Source organism: Nigerium massiliense, from assembly GCF_000826085.1.
Classification (GTDB): Bacteria; Actinomycetota; Actinomycetes; order Propionibacteriales; family Propionibacteriaceae; genus Propioniciclava; species Propioniciclava massiliense.
The window spans coordinates 570,521-588,966 of sequence record NZ_CCYM01000002.1; the positions used below are offsets into that span (position 1 = coordinate 570,521).

At 69.8% G+C, this 18,446-nt stretch carries 19 protein-coding genes and 1 riboswitch; of the genes, 16 read left to right on the forward strand and 3 right to left on the reverse strand.

Annotated elements, in window-relative coordinates; translation table 11 throughout:
- Positions 1–10: 10 nt before the first annotated feature.
- Positions 11–1,327 carry a D-serine ammonia-lyase gene (locus BN1187_RS04090; RefSeq protein WP_052462262.1) on the forward strand — a complete coding sequence of 439 codons (1,317 nt, stop codon included), beginning with the start codon at positions 11–13 and terminating at the stop codon, positions 1,325–1,327.
- A gap of 19 nt (positions 1,328–1,346) precedes the next feature.
- Here the strand turns inward: BN1187_RS04090 and BN1187_RS04095 are convergent, their stop codons facing one another.
- Positions 1,347–1,553, reverse strand: coding sequence for a hypothetical protein (locus BN1187_RS04095; protein WP_040158977.1), 207 nt, complete (start codon positions 1,551–1,553; stop codon positions 1,347–1,349).
- A 105-nt stretch (positions 1,554–1,658) separates the two neighbouring features.
- On the opposite strand from BN1187_RS04095, the gene BN1187_RS04100 reads away from it, so the two are divergent.
- Positions 1,659–2,252 (forward strand): hypothetical protein, encoded by a 594-nt coding sequence (locus BN1187_RS04100; protein WP_040158979.1) that lies wholly within the window; start codon positions 1,659–1,661, stop codon positions 2,250–2,252.
- The gene (locus BN1187_RS04105; protein WP_052462263.1) at positions 2,245–2,598 is read left to right on the forward strand and encodes a transcriptional regulator; all 354 of its coding nucleotides are present in this window, start codon (positions 2,245–2,247) and stop codon (positions 2,596–2,598) included. Before BN1187_RS04100 ends, BN1187_RS04105 begins: the two co-directional genes overlap by 8 nt.
- A 97-nt stretch (positions 2,599–2,695) precedes the next feature.
- Here the strand turns inward: BN1187_RS04105 and BN1187_RS04110 are convergent, their stop codons facing one another.
- Positions 2,696–2,896 carry a phosphatase PAP2 family protein gene (locus tag BN1187_RS04110; RefSeq protein WP_040158982.1) on the reverse strand — a complete coding sequence of 67 codons (201 nt, stop codon included), beginning with the start codon at positions 2,894–2,896 and terminating at the stop codon, positions 2,696–2,698.
- A 498-nt stretch (positions 2,897–3,394) separates the two neighbouring features.
- Between BN1187_RS04110 and BN1187_RS04115 the strand changes: the two genes are divergently transcribed.
- From BN1187_RS04115 to BN1187_RS04125, 3 genes are all read left to right on the forward strand, one after another.
- Positions 3,395–3,907, forward strand: a complete 513-nt coding sequence (locus BN1187_RS04115) for a DedA family protein (RefSeq protein ID WP_040158985.1) — start codon at positions 3,395–3,397, stop codon at positions 3,905–3,907.
- Positions 3,908–4,011: 104 nt separating this feature from the next.
- The gene (locus BN1187_RS04120) at positions 4,012–5,367 is read left to right on the forward strand and encodes a phytase (RefSeq protein WP_040158987.1); all 1,356 of its coding nucleotides are present in this window, start codon (positions 4,012–4,014) and stop codon (positions 5,365–5,367) included.
- Positions 5,368–5,405: 38 nt separating this feature from the next.
- On the forward strand, positions 5,406–6,437 hold the full coding sequence (locus BN1187_RS04125) for a GNAT family N-acetyltransferase (RefSeq protein ID WP_218184562.1): 1,032 nt from the start codon (positions 5,406–5,408) through the stop codon (positions 6,435–6,437).
- A 49-nt stretch (positions 6,438–6,486) separates the two neighbouring features.
- Here BN1187_RS04125 and BN1187_RS04130 read toward each other — a convergent pair whose 3' ends face one another.
- Complete coding sequence (locus BN1187_RS04130; protein WP_040158993.1) at positions 6,487–6,954, reverse strand: OB-fold protein; 468 nt, start codon at positions 6,952–6,954, stop codon at positions 6,487–6,489.
- Between the two features lie 401 nt (positions 6,955–7,355).
- Here BN1187_RS04130 and BN1187_RS04135 point away from each other — a divergent pair, with 401 nt between their 5' ends.
- The 10 genes from BN1187_RS04135 to BN1187_RS04180 all read left to right on the forward strand — a co-directional run bounded on the left by BN1187_RS04135 (position 7,356) and on the right by BN1187_RS04180 (position 18,420).
- Positions 7,356–8,972: an ABC transporter substrate-binding protein gene (locus BN1187_RS04135; RefSeq protein ID WP_040158996.1), complete on the forward strand. Its 1,617-nt coding sequence runs from the start codon at positions 7,356–7,358 to the stop codon at positions 8,970–8,972.
- A gap of 13 nt (positions 8,973–8,985) precedes the next feature.
- Positions 8,986–9,939 (forward strand): ABC transporter permease, encoded by a 954-nt coding sequence (locus BN1187_RS04140; protein ID WP_040159000.1) that lies wholly within the window; start codon positions 8,986–8,988, stop codon positions 9,937–9,939.
- Entirely contained in the window at positions 9,936–10,850 is a 915-nt protein-coding gene (locus BN1187_RS04145; protein ID WP_040159003.1) for an ABC transporter permease, read from the forward strand. Before BN1187_RS04140 ends, BN1187_RS04145 begins: the two co-directional genes overlap by 4 nt.
- Positions 10,847–11,893 (forward strand): ABC transporter ATP-binding protein, encoded by a 1,047-nt coding sequence (locus BN1187_RS04150; RefSeq protein WP_052462264.1) that lies wholly within the window; start codon positions 10,847–10,849, stop codon positions 11,891–11,893. Before BN1187_RS04145 ends, BN1187_RS04150 begins: the two co-directional genes overlap by 4 nt.
- Positions 11,890–12,879, forward strand: a complete 990-nt coding sequence (locus BN1187_RS04155) for an ABC transporter ATP-binding protein (RefSeq protein ID WP_052462265.1) — start codon at positions 11,890–11,892, stop codon at positions 12,877–12,879. Before BN1187_RS04150 ends, BN1187_RS04155 begins: the two co-directional genes overlap by 4 nt.
- A gap of 145 nt (positions 12,880–13,024) precedes the next feature.
- Positions 13,025–13,236, forward strand: a riboswitch (cobalamin riboswitch).
- 118 nt (positions 13,237–13,354) lie between these two features.
- Positions 13,355–13,642: a glutaredoxin-like protein NrdH gene (gene nrdH, locus BN1187_RS04160; RefSeq protein WP_052462266.1), complete on the forward strand. Its 288-nt coding sequence runs from the start codon at positions 13,355–13,357 to the stop codon at positions 13,640–13,642.
- A gap of 26 nt (positions 13,643–13,668) precedes the next feature.
- Entirely contained in the window at positions 13,669–14,076 is a 408-nt protein-coding gene (nrdI, locus tag BN1187_RS04165) for a class Ib ribonucleoside-diphosphate reductase assembly flavoprotein NrdI (protein ID WP_040159941.1), read from the forward strand.
- Positions 14,073–16,229: a class 1b ribonucleoside-diphosphate reductase subunit alpha gene (gene nrdE, locus BN1187_RS04170; protein WP_040159007.1), complete on the forward strand. Its 2,157-nt coding sequence runs from the start codon at positions 14,073–14,075 to the stop codon at positions 16,227–16,229. Before nrdI ends, nrdE begins: the two co-directional genes overlap by 4 nt.
- 18 nt (positions 16,230–16,247) lie before the next feature.
- On the forward strand, positions 16,248–17,222 hold the full coding sequence (gene nrdF / locus BN1187_RS04175) for a class 1b ribonucleoside-diphosphate reductase subunit beta (RefSeq protein WP_040159009.1): 975 nt from the start codon (positions 16,248–16,250) through the stop codon (positions 17,220–17,222).
- 1 nt (position 17,223) lies between these two features.
- Complete coding sequence (locus BN1187_RS04180) at positions 17,224–18,420, forward strand: cobalamin-independent methionine synthase II family protein (protein WP_040159012.1); 1,197 nt, start codon at positions 17,224–17,226, stop codon at positions 18,418–18,420.
- Positions 18,421–18,446: the final 26 nt, after the last annotated feature.

Sequence of the window (18,446 nt, forward strand, 5' to 3'; positions counted from 1 at the left end):
GGAGGCAACCGTGACGCACCCCGCCAGCGATCCGGTCGTGGCCGCGCTTCGGAACGGGCGCGAGCTCGCGTGGCTGCGGACGCGGCCAGCGGGACAACGCGGGGCGTCCGCTCTGCACCCGGACGGCATCGTCGACGCGGAGAACCGCTTCACGGCGTTCGGGCCGTGGTTCGAGGACGTCTTCGGCGTCCCGGACGGCGTCGTCGAGTCCCCGCTCGAGCCCGTGCCGAATCTGCATGACCGCCTGAACGACCTCACCGGTGTCACGGTGACCGGGCGTGTCCTGGCCAAACGGGACGACGTCTTGCCGATCAGCGGGTCCGTAAAGTCCCGCGGCGGGATCCACGAGGTGCTCCAGGTGGCCGAAGAGGTCGCGGCCGCCCGCGGCGTCCGGCTCGAGGACGCCCTCGCGGAGCCCGGCACCTTCGCCGACCACGGCATCGTCGTCGGGTCGACGGGCAACCTCGGGCTGGCGATCGGCGTGGTCTCGGCCGCGCTGGGATTCCGCACGACCGTCCACATGTCGCGGGACGCCAAAGCGTGGAAGAAGGAGCTGCTCCGTTCGCGCGGCGTCGAGGTCGTCGAACACCCGGGCGACTTCACCGACGCGGTGAGCGCCGGCCGCCGCCAGTGCGCGGACGACCCGACGCTGCACTTCGTGGACGACGAGAACTCGACGGCGCTGTTCTACGGTTACGCCGCCGCGGGCCGGCATCTGGCACGGCAGTTGCGCGACCGGGAGATCCCCGTCGACGACGCGCATCCGCTGATCGCCTACCTCCCCTGCGGGGTGGGCGGGGCGCCGTCCGGCCTCACCTACGGCCTGCGCCACGCGCTCGGCCCCGGCGTCCGATCCGTCTTCGCCGAGCCCGTCGCCGCGCCGAGCATGACGCTGGCCGTCCGCACCGGGCTGCTCGACCAGATCGCCGTCCGCGACATCGGGTTGGACGGCCGGACCACCGCCGACGGCCTGGCGGTCGGACGCGCCTCATCGCTGGCCGCCCCCTACGCGGCGGCGGCCGTCGACGGGTTCCTCACCCTGACGGACGCACGCCTGAACGTCCTTGTGGCCGAGGCCTGTCAGACCGAGGGGCTGACGCTCGAGGCGTCCGCCACGGCAGGGCTGTCCGGCCCGTGGCTCGTGACCGCCTCGCCGGCCCGCCCGGATGCCTGGCGGCTGCCGGACGCCGATCTCGCGCGGGCGACGCACGTCGTCTGGTTCACCGGCGGCGCGCTCCTGCCGGACGTCGAACACCGCGCCTTGGTCGCCGACGGGCGGCGTGCCGCGGTGGACTGGGACGTCCGTGCCGTCGCGTTCCCCCGCTGACGACGCGGACCGACCGGCGCTACGAGCGCGGCTCCGCGCCCTGAGCGCCGCGCGACCGCGCGATGGCCGCCGCCACGATCATGGTGATCAGACAGACGCCGACCAGGAACACGAGCGCGCCCAGGCCGATCGCCGACGCTTGCAGGGCGACCATCATGCCGGCCGCCATCCAGATGACGGCCGCCACGATGCCTGCCAAGAGACCGCTGGTGAAGTGCTTTCCCATTGCTGGCTCCTCCGGGGTAGATACTCTGTTCTACAGAGTAAAGCGTCCAGGGTCCATCTCCTAGGCTCCTTCCCTTCCGGGCCGGGCTGGGCGATCCTGGAGGACATGGCTGAGGCACCCACCCATCTGCGCGCCCACGAGGCCGCCGCCCTGCTCGGTGACAGCGAGGCCCTCGTCGAGCGCTCCCGGGACGCCAGCTCCGCGATGCTCACCGGCGCGCCGCTGATCACCTGGGGCCTCGCTTACGTGGCCGGCTACCTCGCGCTGGAGTTCTGGCCCCACCCGGGCGGCGTCGCGGGGCTGTTCGCGGCGTTGGGGGTGGCCGCGGTCATCAGCTGGTGGCCGCGCGGCCGCCGCATCCGCACCGGCACGGAGCGGCCCGTGCGCCTCGGCTGGCTCTGCGTCCTGGCGGCCTCACCGTTCTTGATCGGCGCCATCGAGCCGGTGGACTTCGGCCGCGCCATGCTGCTGCTCGGCGGCCTGTGGGGAATGGCGATGGCGCTGACCGCGATCGCGCTGTCCGACACCGCGCTGTCCGACACCGCGCTGTTCGTCATCTGCTTCGCGACCGTGGTCATCGCCGGGCTGGCACCCCAGGCGCCGTGGGGCTGGCCCCTGGCCACCTTCGGTGTCTGCTCGGGCGCCGCCCTGCTTTCCCTCGGCGTGACGCGAGCCGTGCGAGGGGCCCGCCGTGGCTGACCGGCGACACGTGCCGGACGACATCGCGGCGCTGCTGAGGACGCCGTTCGACCCCCTGCTGTCCGACCCGACGCGGCTGCGCATCCAAGCCGCGCTGGTGGGACTGCCCCGAGACGGATCGATGCGGTTCACCGCGCTGGCGTCCACCTTGGGCCTGAGCGACGGGAACCTCGGCACCCACCTCGCCACCCTGGTTGAGCACGGCTACGTGGACACCTCGGTGACGATGCGCGGCAAGCGCCGCACGACCTGGTACGCCGCGACGGCGTCCGGCCGGACGGCCTTCGCCGACCACGTCGCCGCCCTGCGGGCTGTGGTCACGGCGACGGAGCCGGAGGTGCGCTGACGCAGAATGCCTGCGGTCGATCAGGCCGGTCTCGGCTCCCTCGTAGCCGCGGCTGTGCGGACCCGACCGGCGCAGGTCCACCGTCCTCCCGCCCGCGTCAGGTCGGGCGAAGCTCCTTGGTCGGCACACCCCGCCGCTCAAGCCAGACCCGGTGGGCGGCCACCACGGACAGGCCCCAGGCTGCGCCGATGAGAAAGCCGGCGATGACGTCGGTGAGCCAGTGCTGCCCCAGGTAGACGCGGCTGAGCCCGACGCACACAGCGAACGCCGCGCACATCGCCGGCACGAGCCAGCGCACCCACGCCGCGCGGCACGATCACGGGTGTTCCGACGCGCCCGGCGAGGTCGGTGAACCGGACGGCCACCGCGGTGAGCGCACCCGAACGAACGTCGAGCGCCAGCTGGAGCGCGGGGTGATCCAGCCCGGCGACGCCGTTGCCCGCCGTGACCCCCTCATAGACCTCGTGGGTCGCCCACGTCAGCAGACTCACGCCAGCCAGCAGCACCGTCACCAGCAGCAGGAACGCCCAGTGAGCCGGCAGGTTGAGCTGGCGAGTGGCCTCGGCGGTTTTCGGGACAAGTATGCAGCAAGTGTGCTCCGACACCCCCTCGCAGAACCCCCCGACAGGCCTCGCGCTTGTCACGATCCGGCAGCCATAGCGTCACGCGTCGTTGCCCGTCTGCTCACCATCCCCCAACGGCAGAAGGCCGGCGCCCGTCAGCCGAGGAGTCGGACGAGCCCCGCTAGCCTGGGCCGCGTCGTCGCGTGGCGGCGCCCCCAACCAGGAGAACGACGTTGCCCGATTGGCTGGAATCGCTTCCGTTCGCGGTGGCGCTCGTCGTCCTCTACCTGGGCGCAACGGTCCGCGGGCAACTCATCTACTGGCTCGGCCGCTGGGCGGCGCGCGGCGCCATCGGAACGGGCGACGTCGGGCCCCGGCGGCAGAAACTGCGCGCCTGGCTCTCCGGCGCCGAGGTCGAGCGCGGACGTCGAGCCGTGGAGAAGTGGGGCCTGCCGATCATCCCCCTGTCGTATCTGACGGTCGGGTTCCAGAGCCTCGTCCACGCCGCGGCGGGCGTCCTGCGGGTGAGCTGGCCGGCGTTCACGCTCGTGCAGATCCCGGGCGCGCTCGCCTGGGGGCTGATCTACTCCACCATCGGCTTCGCCGCCTGGGAGGCCGCGTTGGCCGCGGCCGCCGGCTCCCCGGCGGGCCTTGCGGTGATCGCGCTCCTGGTGGTCGCGATCGTCGCCCTGATCGTCCGGCGCCGGCGCCGGCGCGCGTCCGCTACGGACGACCGGGTGTCCTGACCCCTCGGATTGACCCGCCTCCACCCCAACTGTTCACCCGCCGACCGCCCAAGGGCTCCCCCGCCGACGCGCAGGCGTCACGTTCGAAGCGGAGGCTGTGCCGCATGACCACACTTCGCCGCTCCCTCACCGCGGCCGCGATGACCCTCGCGATCACGGTCCCTGGAGCGATGCTCCCTGCCGACGCCGCCCCTGCCGACGCCGCCCCTGCCGACGGGCAGCGCAAGACCGCGGCGTCCCATCGGGCGAAGCCCAAGCCCGCACCGACCGCGACGGTCACCACCGACAACGAGACGCCCACCCTGTACGACGACAAGGCGGGCGGGAACGCGTCCGGCGACGACCCGGCGATCTGGGTGGACGCCCGCCACTCGGCCAACTCGCTCGTCATCGTCACCGCCAAGAAGGGCGGCCTGCGCGTCTACGACATGCACGACCGCGAACTGCAGAGCCTTCCGGCCAGCGCGCTGCCCAACCCCGGCCGCTACAACAACGTGGACATCGCCTACGGAGTCCGGGTGGCGGGCCGCATCGTCGACCTCGCGGTGGTCTCCGACCGCTACAACGACTCGCTGCGCTTCTTCACGATCGACCGCGCCGGCGCCCGCGCGAAGACGCCGCTGCGCGAGGTCACGTCCCCCAAGCACGACTACCTGTTCGTCAAGGACGCCGCGGAGCTCGCCGACGAGCACACCGCGTACGGCCTGGCCGTCTGGCAGAACGGGCGCGACACCTACGCGGTCGTCACCCAGGAGGGCACCACCCGCCTCGCGCTCGCCCGCGTCGTCGCCAAGCGAGACGGCACCGTCGGCTACGAAAAGGTCCGCACGTGGACGATGCCGGCGTCCTTCACGCTGCCCAACGGCAAGACCTGGACGCCCTGTGAGGAGCCCGGCGTCGGCCCGCAGCTCGAGGGCGTCTCCGTCGACCGCAAGACCGGCACCCTGTACGCCGCCCAGGAGGACGTCGGCCTGTGGCGCATCGAGCTCACCCGCCCCTACGCCCGGCCCGTGCTGGTCGACAGGACGACGACGTTCGGCACGCCGGCCACCTTCGATGCGAAGACCGAGGAGTGCGTCGCCGGACCGGACGCCGGCTTCGGCGGACGCATCGTCGCGGACGCCGAGGGCGTCGACCTGTACTACGGTCGCGGCAAGACCGGGTACGTGGTGGTGTCGGCTCAGGGTAGCGACGAGTTCCTCGTCTACGAGCGCCAGGGGCGCAACCGCTACGCGGGGAAGTTCAAGGTGGCCGGCACCGGCGGCGTCGACGACATCAACGGCTCGGACGGCCTCGCGATCGCGAGCCGCCCCGTCGGGGAGTACACCCGCGGCCTGTTGGTGACCCACGACGAGCCCGACACCGGCCCGTCCGTGGACGCCGACCGCGACCCCACGAACTTCTCCTACGTCCAGTGGGGGGACGTCGCCGACGCGCTGCACCTGAAGCACTCCCGCTGAGGTTGGTGTCCCGGCCGCCTTTGTGGTTTCGTGTGCCCGTGCAGATCCGCCCCCTGGACCTCGCGTCGGACGCCGAGCTGGCCGGCGTCGACGACCTCACGCAAGCCGTGTACGCCGACACGTTCGGCGGCATCACCCCGCAGAGCGCTGCCCAGTTGCGGGTGGAGTTCGAGGACACCCCGTTCTGGACGCAGAACCGCTGGGTCGCGATCGACGAGAGCGACGGCCAGCGCGTGGTCGGGGTGGCCAGCATGCTGCTTCCGCTGGCGGAGAACCTCGAGTCGGCGAGTCTCAACGTCACCGTGCACCCGTTGTTCCGCGGCCGCGGCGTCGGCACCGCCCTGGTGGAGGACGCCCTCAAGCCGGCGATGCGCGCCAGCGGCCGCACGCGCGCGGACGCCTACGGCGACGTCCCGGCCGACGGGGACCCGGACGACCCGGCCCTGCCGGTCAACCGGCTCGCGGCACGCCTGAACATGAGGCGCGGCGCGACCGCGATCTGCCGCATCCTCGATCTGCCGCTCGACCCCGCACTGCTGGACGCCCTGGCCGACGAGGCGTCCGCACGGATGGGCGGCTACCGGATCGAGTCCTGGCAGGGCGCGACGCCCGAGGCACACCTCGAGGAGTACGGCCGACTGCTCACGCAGCTCGAGTTGGACGACCCGCTGGAAGAGTTGGACTACGAGGCGCCGGTCTACACGCCCGAGCGCGTGCGGCTGGCCGAGGAGCGGCTGCGCCGGTCCGGCACACGGTCGATCACCGCGGTGGCGATCGCGCCCGACGGCAGCTTCGCGGGCAACTGCGAGGTGCACGTCGTCGACGACCCGCGGGCCACCCTCGGCTGGCAGGAGAACACGCTGGTCATGCCCGGCCACCGCGGTCATCGGCTCGGCCTCGGCCTCAAGGTGGCCACGCACCGTCGAATCGCCGCGGAGGCGCCAGGTGTGCGGCGCATCGTCACCTGGAACTCCCACGTCAACCCGTGGATGATCGCGATCAACGAGCGGCTCGGCTACGCCATCAGTCACCGCGAAGTCGCCTTCCAGGGCGATCCCTTCGGCGACTGACCCATGCCCAACGCGGTGCCGCGACGCGCACCTGCGCCGCGGCGTCCGCTCAGGAGAACGTCAGAGACGAGACGTCGAGGCTGTAGCCGTCCTCCGCGGAGACCTCGGTGACGGTGCCGACGGCCACCACGTGCCGCGCGCCACGCATCCTGCGCAGGTCGGTGCGGTCATGCCCGTCGCTCCTGCACACGAGACGGTGGTACTTGTACGCGTGCGATCCCCGGATCGTGAAGGTGCGTCCGGCCTGGTTCACCTTGTCCACACGCCCGGCCACGGTCACGACCTTGCCGCGGAACCGCTCGGCAGCGGCGGCCGGGTCGGCGTCCAGCGCGTCGAACATGTCATCCGCGGAGACAACCATCGCATCACCCTGACCCGCGGCGGCGGCGGCGCGCGCCGGCGCGGGCGAGGCCGCGGGCATCGCTGACCCCGCGCCGCCGGCTCGCTGGGCCACCTGGCCGCCGAACATCGCCAGCACGAACGCCACCACGACGACCAGGGCGCCCACGGCACCCACGGTCCGCAACCCTTGATGGCGTCCCGGTCGCAGAGACTTCCCGCACTCGACGCACTTCGTGTCGCCGTTCTCGACAGGCAACCCGCAGTTCGGACACGTGTAGTTCATCGCCAACACTTCCCCCCAGATCGTGGCTTTCGACGGGCTTGGTCACGCCCGACGGGCGCAGGACTGGTCAGGCCCCGCGCTGCGGCGTCCTGCCGGATCACCGCCCTGTGCTGGGACGCTAGCAACGCGCCGGTGCAACCGGAAAGGACGTCCTCACGCGGGTGACAAGGGACGATGGCGACAAAACCGGGTTCGGGCAGAGCCCCGATCCGGACGCGCGGCGTTTTCGTGCCGCGTTGTCGGTGGCGGGTGTCATACTTCAGTTCCCCGACACCGTCGTTGGAAGGAACCCCATGCGTTTCCCCAGGTTCGTGGCCGCGATCGCCACGGCAGCCGCACTCATGCTCAGCGCCACCGCGTGCGCCCCGAGCCAGGGCAACACCGGAGGCCAGGCGGGCCAGGGCCAGGGCCAGGTCGCCAACGTCTACCTGCCTCAGTCGCCCACCCAGTTCAACCCGCTCGCCCCGTTCGCCGGCGGAGAGCAGCTGGCGATGTCGCTGCTCTACGACAACCTCGTCTCGATCGGCCCCGACTTCGCGTTCATCCCCCGCCTCGCCGAGAGCTGGGACGTCAACGAGAACGCCACGAAGTACACCTTCCACCTGCGCCCGAACCTGAAATGGAGCGACGGCCAGGCCTTCAGCTCGAAGGACGTCCTGTTCACGTTCAACGCCATCGCCAATCCCGAGACCCAGGGCGGCCAGGGTTCGCGCCTGTCGAACGTCAAGGGCTTCGACGCGATGCAGAAGAAGTCGGCGAAGACGCTGTCCGGCCTCACCGCGCCGGACGCCAACACCGTCGTCTTCGAGCTCTCGCAGCCCGACGCCGGCTTCCTCGGCCTCATCGGCTCCGGGGCGATGTTCTTCATCCTCCCCGAGCATGTGCTGGGCCAGGTGCCGGCCGCGCAGTTGATGAGCAACGAGTTCTTCAAGAAGCCGTCGACCGGCATGGGCCCCTTCACCCTGGAGAACTTCCAGCCCGACCAGTCGCTGCAGCTGAAGAAGAACCCGAACTACTACGCGCCGGCCAAGCTCGACGGCGTCAACCTCAAGATCCTGACCTCCGACGTGGCGACCGGGCAGCTGCAATCGGGCGAGATCGACCTCGTCCAGATCGCGGCGCCCGACCTCGACTCGGTCCGCGCCATCCCCGGCGTCCAGGTCGCGTCGACGCCGTCCTCCGGCTTCACGCGCCTCGGCATCAACACCACGAAGGCCGAGCTCAAGAACCCGAAGGTGCGCCAGGGTCTGCTGACCGCCATCGACCGGCAGGGCATCGTCGACTCGGTGCTCAAGGGCGAGGGCAAGGTGCTCAACACCTCCCTCATGAGCGACTGGGTGAAGCCCAAGCTGAACGACTACGCCTACGACGTGACCAAGGCCAAGCAGTTGCTCAAGGAAGGCGGCTGGAAAGCCGACCAGGAGTTGAAGCTGCGTTACGTCGCCGGCACCCGCGACCGCGACCAGATGGTGCAGGTCATCGTCGAGAACTGGAAGGCCGCCGGCGTGAAGGCCGTCGCCGACCCGGTGGACGCGGCGACCGTGACGGCCGGCTACGGCGACAAGTCGTACCAGGCGGTCATCTTCGGCGGCGGCGCGTACCCGCAGGATCCGAGCACAGCCACCCCGATCCTGACCTGCGCCAACCGCTACCCGGCGGGCGGCAACGTGGTGTTCTACTGCAACCCGGCGTTCGACGCGGCGATGGCCGCCGGCGGCAAGACGACCGATAAGTCCCAGCGTGCTGCGGCCTACGCGAAGGCCGCCGAGATCGAGAACGCGGACGCCCCACTGCTGTGGATCAACACGCCGAACATCCTGTACGCGCACCGCGAGGCGCTGTCCGGATTCAAGCCCCACGGCGACTGGACGTACGCGTTCTGGAACGCGAACGAGTGGACGAAGTCGTAGTCGCGCGCCCCCGATGCTCCGCTACATCCTGCGCCGCGTCGCCTCCAGCGTGGCCGTCTTCCTCGCCATCACGATGGGGCTGTTCGCCCTGATCCGCATGGCGCCCGGCGATCCGGTCGTGCTCATGATGAGCGCGCCGGACACCGGGCTGGATTCGGCCGCCCTGGAGGCGAAGCGGCACGAGCTGGGCCTCGATCAGCCCGTCCCGGTGCAGTACGTGCTGTGGTTGGGACGCGCCCTGCGCGGCGATCTCGGCTACTCGTACTCCAACAACGAGGCGGTCGGCTCGCTGCTGGGCCGTCACCTCGGCCCGACGCTGGAGCTGATGCTCGTGGGCATCGGGCTCGGGCTGCTCATCGCGATCCCGCTGGGGATCTGGGCGGCGTGGCGGCGCAACCGGGCCGCCGACAACGTCATCAGCACGGTGTCCTTGCTGGCGGCCTGCACTCCCGGGTTCTTCCTGGCGATGATCGCGATCTTCGTGTTCGCGCTGCGGCTGCGCTGGGTGCCGTCCACCGGCATGTTCACCCCGGGGGACGCGTCCATCGCCGACCAGCTGCGGCACCTGATCCTGCCGGGATCCGTCCTGGCGCTCACGATGGCGGCCGGGTTCACGCGGTACACGCGGTCGTCCCTCATCGAACAACTCGGCCAGGACTACGTCCGCACCGCGCGGGCGAAAGGCGCCGGGACCGCCCAGATCATCCGGCACGCGTTCCGCAACTCGATGCTGCCGCTCATCACCGTGGTGATGCTCTACATCCCGCGGCTGCTCGGCGGCACGATCATCTTCGAGAAGATCTTCGCCTGGCCGGGGATGGGCCTGATGTCGCTGAACGCCATCGCCAACCGCGACTACCCCGTCATCGTCGCCTTCGGCATGTACGTCTGCGTCCTCGTGCTGGTCTGCAACGTGGTCGCCGACATCCTCTACGTCGTCGCCGACCCCCGGGTGAGGCTCACATGACCACGCTTCCCGCCGACTCCACTCCCACGCCGGACGCCCCCGTCGCCGTCGCGGCACAGGGATCCGTCAGTCCCCGCCGCGCGGCCTGGCGACGCTTCCGTCGCAACCCGCGCGCCGTCCTCGGCCTCATCGTCCTGATCGCCGTCACCCTCCTGGTGATCATCGCGCCGCTGCTCACCCCCTCGCCGACGGCGGTCGACCTGCTCGCCGTGAACCAACCGCCGGGCGGTGCCCACCCGCTCGGCACGGACGGCACCGGCCGCGATGTGTGGTCGCGGCTCGTCAACGGCGGCCGCGTCTCGTTGCTGGTCGGCTACTCGACGGCTGCCGTCGCCGTGCTGGTCGGCGTGTTCCTGGGGACGCTGTCGGGCTACCTCGGCGGCGCCGCCGACACGGTGATCATGCGCGTCGCCGACCTGTTCCTGTCGATCCCCGCCGTCGTGGTCGCCATCGTCCTGGCCGGCATCTTCGGGCCGAGCCTGCCGATGCTCGTCGGCGTCATCGCGGGGTTCTCGTGGCCGAACAGCTGCCGCATCGCACGCAGCGCCGTGCTGTCGCTGAAAGAGCTGGACTACGTCGCGGCGTCGAGGTCGATGGGGGCCAGCATCGGCTGGATCCAGCTGAAGCACCTGCTCCCCGGCGTCCTGCCGCCCATCACCGTGGCCGGCACGCTGCTGGTGGCCGAGGCGATCCTCACCGAGGCGGCGCTGTCCTTCCTCGGCGTCGGTGTCGTCCCGCCCACGCCGAGCTGGGGCAACATGCTGTTGGAGGCCCAGTCACTCACGACGATCTCCGCGCGGCCGTGGCTGTGGGTACCGCCCGGCCTCGCGATCGCGGTGACCGTGCTGGCGATCAACGCCCTCGGCGACGGCCTGGGCGACGTCTTCGACCCGAGGCAGACCGAGCGATGAGCGCGTCCAGCACACCCGCCGCGACGCGCAGCGACGCCGTCGCCGAACTCGAGGATCTGACCGTCACCTTCGGCAGCACCGCCGGCGACGTGACCGTCGTCAACGGCGTCTCGTTCCGCGTCGGCCGTGGCGAGATCGTGGCCATGGTCGGTGAGAGCGGATCGGGCAAGTCGATGACCGGCCTGGCCATGATGGGTCTGCTCCCCCATGGCGCGCGTCCCGGCGGCCGCGTCACGGTCGCGGGAACCGACATCCTGGCGTCGTCGGAGAAGCAGCTGCGCCACGTGCGCGGCGCCAAGGTGGCGATGGTGTTCCAGGATCCGATGACCGCGCTGAACCCCGTGCTCAAGGTCGGCGATCAGATCGACGAGGCGCTCACCCTGCACCACCGGGTGTCGAAGAAGGCGGCCCGTGAGCGCACGCTCGAGGTGCTGAACCTCGTGGGCGTCCCGGCCGCCCGGGAGCGCGCCGAGCAGTACCCGCACCAATGGTCCGGCGGTATGCGGCAGCGCGCCGTGATCGCGATGGCGCTCATGGACGAGCCCGACGTGATCATCGCCGACGAGCCGACGACCGCCCTCGACGTCACGGTGCAGGCGCAGGTGCTCGAGGTGCTCCAGGACGTCCGCGAGCGCACAGGGGTCGGGATCCTGCTGATCACCCACGACCTGGGCATCGTCGCGGAGGTCGCCGACCGCGTCCTGGTGATGTATGCCGGACGCATCGTCGAGCAGGGGTCGACGGCCGAGATCTTCGCTCGCACCCGCCATCCCTACACCCGCGCGCTGATGGTGTCCCGGGCGGCGTGGGCGATGGAGCACGGCACCGACCTGCACGCCATCCCCGGACGCCCGCCCAGCCCCCGCGCGCCGGTGCCGGGCTGCTCGTTCCACCCGCGCTGCCCGCTGGCGTCGGAGGAGGCGGGCTGCCTCACGGCGGTCCCGCCGCTGCGCGCGGTGGACGGCGAGCGCCACCGGAGCGCCTGCCACCGGGCCGAACTGCTGGCCGACGAGACGGACGAGACGGAAGGGATCCCGCGATGAGCGACCAAGCGGAACCGGCCGGGCGTGACGCACTGCTGAGCGTGGACGGCCTCGTCGTGCAGTTCCCGACCCGCTCGGGCGGACGCCGCCGCACCGTGCATGCGGTCGACGGCGTCGACCTGGTCGTCCACCCGCGAGAGACCGTCGGCGTCGTGGGGGAATCGGGCTGCGGCAAGTCCACGCTGGTGCGCACGATCCTTGGCCTGACGCAGCCGACCTCGGGCAGCATCACGTTCGCGCCCGCAGCCGACGACGGCCACGGCGGTCGGCGTCCGCGAGAGCGCGACGCGCAGATGGTCTTCCAGGATCCGTACTCGTCGATCAACCCCCGGATGAGCGTCGGGGACATCGTGGCCGAGCCTTTGCGCGTCCAGGGCATCTACGACGCCGACGGCCCCGCCTTCGTCCGCGAACTGCTCTCGCTCGTGGGCATGGAGCCCGAGCATGCCGAGCGCTACCCCCACGAGTTCTCGGGCGGCCAGCGCCAGCGCATCGGCATCGCGCGGGCGATCGCGCTCCGGCCCCGGCTGCTGCTGCTCGACGAGCCCGTCTCGGCGCTGGACGTGTCGATCCAGGCGCAGGTATTGAACCTGTTGGCCGACCTTCAGCAGCGCTTCTCGATGGCGCAGTTGTTCGTCTCCCACGACCTGTCGGTCGTGCGGTTCGTCTGTTCGCGCGTCTACGTGATGTACCTCGGCCGCATCGTCGAGAGCGGCCCCACCGACCAGGTGCTCACCCGGCCGCGGCACCCCTACACCGCCGCGCTGGTGTCCGCGGTGCCCGCGTCCGAGCCCGGGCACAAGCGGGAGCGCATCGTGTTGACCGGCGACGTCCCGAGCCCGGTCAACCCGCCGAGCGGCTGCCGGTTCCGCACGCGGTGCTGGCGGTCGACGGCCGAGTGCGAGCAAGACCCGCCGATGTCCGGTGACGTGGAGAACGGTTTTGCGTGCTTCCACCCGCTCGGCACAGACCAGGGCCCGGCCTAGCGACGCTCCGGGCGTCGTCCGGGCGTCGTCGGGTTGACGGCCTGGCACCCCGCGACGACACCCGAGTGTCGCTAAGACGTCGAACGGCGCTGTGATCGAGCAGACGCTACAACATGTAGGGAATGACATCCGCGTAAGTCCGTGTATATAGTGCTCGTGCAGTGGTTGGCCCGCCCGGTTGGGAGGGCCTCGCAAGAGGGAATCCGGTGAGAGTCCGGAACTGCCCCGCAGCGGTGAGTGGGAACGAAAGTCGTCAACAGCACTGGGAGCGATCCTGGGAAGCGACGGCCGGTAGGCCCGATCCGGCATCCGGATCTGCCCACGAGTCCGAAGACCTGCCTCTGCCGTCCCGCGCCGCGGGACGCCGGTAGCGCACGCCTCGTGGGAGGGCGGCGGCCGTCGGGCGACCCTGCCCGCGCGTCCCCATCCTGCACGGCCCCGCTGCCGATCCGCGAGGGAAAGCAGGAGGAAGCCCATGACCATCACGACCGCCGATCTGTCGGCCGACGAGACCCATCCCGAGGATGCGATCACCGTCTTCAGCAAGCCCGCGTGCGTCCAGTGCACGGCCACCTACCGGGCCCTGGACAAGCAGGGCCTCGCGTACCGCGTCGTCGATCTCAGCGAGGACGAGGCCGCGCTCGCGACCGTCCTCGATCTGGGTTACCAGCAGGCGCCCGTCGTCCTGGTCGGCGACGAGCACTGGTCGGGGTTCCGCCCCGACAAGATCAAGGCAGTAGCCAGCCGCGCCAACGCCGCCTGATGGCGCCGGTCACCGCGGCTCGCAGGGTGGCGGAGAGACCGGCGGGGCAGGTCGAGATCGTGTACTTCTCGTCGGTCTCGGGCAACACGCACCGCTTCGTCACCAAGGTGGGGCTCCCCGCTCACCGCATCCCCCTTCACGCCGCGGACGCGCCCCTCGTCGCGCGCCGGCCGTACGTCCTGGTCGTCCCGACCTACGGCGGCGGCAACAGCGGCGGAGCCGTCCCCAAACAGGTGATCAGGTTCCTCAACGATCCCGCCAACCGGCGCCTCCTGCGGGGCGTCGTCTCCGCGGGTAACACCAACTTCGGGGCGGCGTACGGCCTGGCCGGGCGCATCGTCGCCGCCAAGTGCCGGGTGCCGCTCCTGGACACATTCGAACTGATGGGTACGCCCGACGACGTCGAGCGCATCCGCGAAGGGCTCTCTTCATGACAACAACGCTGACCGACACCGGACTCGAACACGCCGGCGCCGAGGACACCGACTACCACGCGCTCAACGCGCTGCTGAACATCTATGACGAGGACGGCAACATCCAGTTCGAGGCCGACCGCCGCGCCGCGCACCAGTACTTCCTGACCCACGTCAATCAGAACACGGTGTTCTTCCACTCGCTGCGGGAGAAGCTCGACTACCTGCTCGAGGAGGGGTACTACGAGCGCGAGGTGCTCGACCGCTATGACTTCGACTTCATCAAGTCGCTGTACAAGCGTGCTTACGCGGTGAAGTTCCGTTTCCCGACCTTCATGGGCGCCTTCAAGTACTACACGTCCTACACGCTCAAGACGTTCGACGGATCTCGCTACCTCGAAAGGTTCGAGGACCGGGTCTGCATGGTGGCTCTCACCCTGGCCGCAGGTGATCGGGTCCTGGCCGAGCGCATCACCGACGAGATCATGACCGGCAGGTTCCAGCCGGCGACGCCCACGTTCCTGAACGCGGGCAAGGCTCAACGGGGCGAGTTGGTCTCGTGCTTCCTGTTACGTGTCGAGGACAACATGGAGTCGATCGCCCGGGCCATCAACTCGGCGCTGCAGCTGTCCAAGCGCGGCGGCGGCGTCGCCCTGAGCCTGAGCAACATCCGCGAGGCGGGCGCGCCGATCAAGCGCATCGAGAACCAGTCGTCCGGCGTCATCCCCGTGATGAAACTGCTCGAGGACTCGTTCTCCTACGCCAACCAACTCGGCGCCCGGCAGGGTGCGGGAGCGGTCTACCTGCACGCCCACCACCCCGACATCTTGGCGTTCCTGGACACGAAGAGGGAGAACGCGGACGAGAAGATCCGCATCAAGACCCTCTCGCTGGGCGTCGTGATCCCCGACATCACGTTCGAGCTCGCCCGCGACAACGAAGACATGTACCTCTTCAGCCCCTACGACGTCGAGCGCGTGTACGGGACGCCGTTCACCGAGCTCTCGATCAGCGAGAAGTACCGCGAGATGGTCGACGACGGGCGCATCCGGAAGAAGAAGATCAACGCGCGCCGCTTCTTCCAGACGCTCGCGGAGATCCAGTTCGAGTCGGGCTACCCGTACCTGATGTTCGAGGACACGGTGAACCGGGCCAACCCCATCGACGGCCGGGTGACGATGTCGAACCTGTGCTCGGAGATCCTGCAGGTGTCCGAGCCTTCGACCTACAACGAGGACCTGTCCTACGGGCATGTGGGCAAGGACATCTCGTGCAACCTCGGATCGCTCAACATCGCCCACGCCATGGACTCGCCCGACTTCGGGGCGACGGTCGAGACGGCCGTCCGCGCGCTGACGGCGGTCTCGGACCAGTCGAACATCTCCTGCGTCCCGAGCATCGACAGCGGCAACGCGCGCAGTCACGCGATCGGCCTCGGGCAGATGAACCTGCACGGCTATCTCGCCCGCGAGTCGATCCACTACGGCTCACCGGAGGGCCTCGACTTCACCAACATGTACTTCTACGCGGTCACGTATCACGCCCTGCACGCGTCGTGCCGGATCGCCCGCGAGAGAGGGCAGCGATTCGACGGGTTCGAACGCTCCGCCTATGCCACCGGCGAGTACTTCGCGAAGTACATCGAGGGCGAGTGGACGCCGAGCACCCCGGCCGTCGCCACCCTGTTCGAGCGGTCGGGCATCGTCCTGCCGACCCCGGACGACTGGCGCGCCCTCGCCGCCGACGTCGCCCAGCACGGCCTGTACAACCAGAACCTGCAGGCCGTCCCGCCCACCGGGTCGATCAGCTACATCAACCACTCCACCTCGTCGATCCACCCCATCGTCGCGAAGGTGGAGATCCGCAAGGAGGGCAAGATCGGCCGGGTCTATTACCCCGCGCCGTTCATGACCAACGAGAACCAGGAGTACTTCGCGGACGCCTACCAGATCGGCCCGGAGAAGATCATCGACACCTACGCCGAGGCGACCAAACACGTCGACCAGGGCCTCTCCCTCACGCTCTTCTTCAAGGACACCGTGACGACCCGAGACGTGAACAGGGCCCAGATCTACGCCTGGCGCAAGGGAATCAAGACCCTCTACTACATCCGGCTGCGGCAGCAGGCCCTGCAGGGCACTGAGGTCGAAGGCTGCGTCAGCTGCACCCTGTAACCCGAGGAGAAGAAGGACATGACCGACAAACTCGCCCTGCTGCGTGGTGTCCAGGCGATCAACTGGAACCGCGTCACCGACGAACTGGACCAGCAGGTCTGGGATCGCCTGACCGGCAACTTCTGGCTCCCCGAGAAGGTGCCGCTGAGCAACGACATCTCATCGTGGCGGACGCTCAAGCCGCACGAGCAACTCATGACGACGCGCGTCTTCACCGGCCTGACCATGCTCGACACGATCCAGGGCACCGTGGGCGCCGTCTCCTTGATCCCGGACGCCCGCACCCCCCACGAAGAGGCCGTCTACACCAACATCGCCTTCATGGAGTCGGTGCACGCCAAGAGCTATTCCTCGATCTTCTCGACGCTGATCTCCACCGAGGAGATCGACGACGCGTTCCGCTGGAGTGAGGAGAACGAACGGCTGCAACGGAAGGCGCGCATCGTCCTCGATTACTACTACGGTGACGATCCCGAGAAGCGCAAGGTCGCCTCGACGCTGCTCGAGTCGTTCCTGTTCTACTCCGGCTTCTACGCGCCCATGTACTGGTCGAGCCACGCCAAGCTCACGAACACCGCCGACCTGATCCGGCTGATCATCCGGGACGAGGCCGTGCACGGCTACTACATCGGGTACAAGTTCCAGCAAGCGCTCCGCGACGCGTCCGCCGCGCGGCGGGCGGAACTGAAGGACTACACGCTCGAGTTGCTCTTCGAGCTCTACGACAACGAGGAGTCCTACACCGAGGACCTCTACGACCCGCTGGGGCTGACCGAGGACGTGAAGATGTTCCTGCGCTACAACGCCAACAAGGCGCTGATGAACCTCGGCTACGAGGCGATGTTCCCGAAGCCCGCGACGGCCGTGTCCCCGGCGATCATGGCGGCGCTGTCGCCGGGCGCGGACGAGAACCACGACTTCTTCTCCGGATCGGGTTCCTCCTACGTCATGGGCACCGCTGTGGAGACCGAGGACGAGGACTGGGAGTTCTGACATGACCACAATCCACACCACGACGTCGGGCAGCCTGCCCCGCACGGACGCCCTCATCGCCGGCAACGCGGCCCGCTCGTTCGCCGACGACGGATTCACCCTGAACACCACCCCCGCGTTCGACCGGCTCGTCACGGCGGCGGTCGCCGATGTGGTCGCGCGACAGCGCGATGCCGGCATCACGCTGCTGGGGGACGGCGAGTTCGGCAAGGCGATGTCGAGCGCGGTCGACTACGGGGCCTGGTGGTCCTACTCCTTCCAGCGGGTCGCGGGTCTGGAACTCAGCGAGGTCGACCCCTTCAGCCAGGCCGACGTGATCTCGTCGCCCGGCAACGTCCGGCTCACCTCGTTCGCGAACCGGCGGGACCGGCAGCGATTCCCGCGGGTCTACTCCGACCCGGTCGAGGTGGGGGGCGTCCACACCGGCAGGCCGGCCACGGCGTTCCCGTCGACGACGGGGCCCCTCGCCTACACCGGGCAGGACGCCGTGGCCGCCGACATCCGCAACCTCCAGGCAGCACTCGAGCCGGGGGAGCCGGGCTTCCTGACGGCCATCTCGCCCGGCAGTGCTGCCCGTGTGTGGAACGACTACTACGCCACCGAGGAGGAACACATCTGGGCGTGGGCGGACGCTCTGCGTCACGAGTACAAGGCGATCACCGACGCTGGCCTCATCGTCCAGATCGACGACCCGTCCTTGGCTGAGAATTGGGACCAGATCACGCCCGAGCCGAGCGTCGCCGATTATCAGGCGTTCACCCAGATCCGCATCGACGCGCTCAACCATGCGATCGAGGGCCTGCCACAGGAACGCGTGCGGCTGCACCTGTGCTGGGGCTCCTGGCATGGTCCCCACACGACCGACATCGGCCTCGCCGACATCCTGCCGGTGGTCCTGCAGGCAAGGGTCGGGTCGCTCTCCTTCGAGGCGGGCAACGTCCGTCACGAGCACGAGTGGGCGGTCTGGAAAGACGTGCAGATCCCTGACGGCCTCGTCCTCGTCCCGGGCGTGGTCAGCCACGCTACCAACGTCGTCGAGCACCCGGATCTGGTGGCCCAGCGTATTCGCCGCTTCACCGACGCCGTGGGCAGAGACCGGGTCATCGCCTCCACCGACTGCGGGCTCGGTGGGCGCGTCCACGCGGACATCGCGTGGGCCAAGCTGCGCTCCCTCGGGGAAGGAGCCCGCCGAGCGTAGGCCCGCAGGGCCAGCACGCTCGGCGG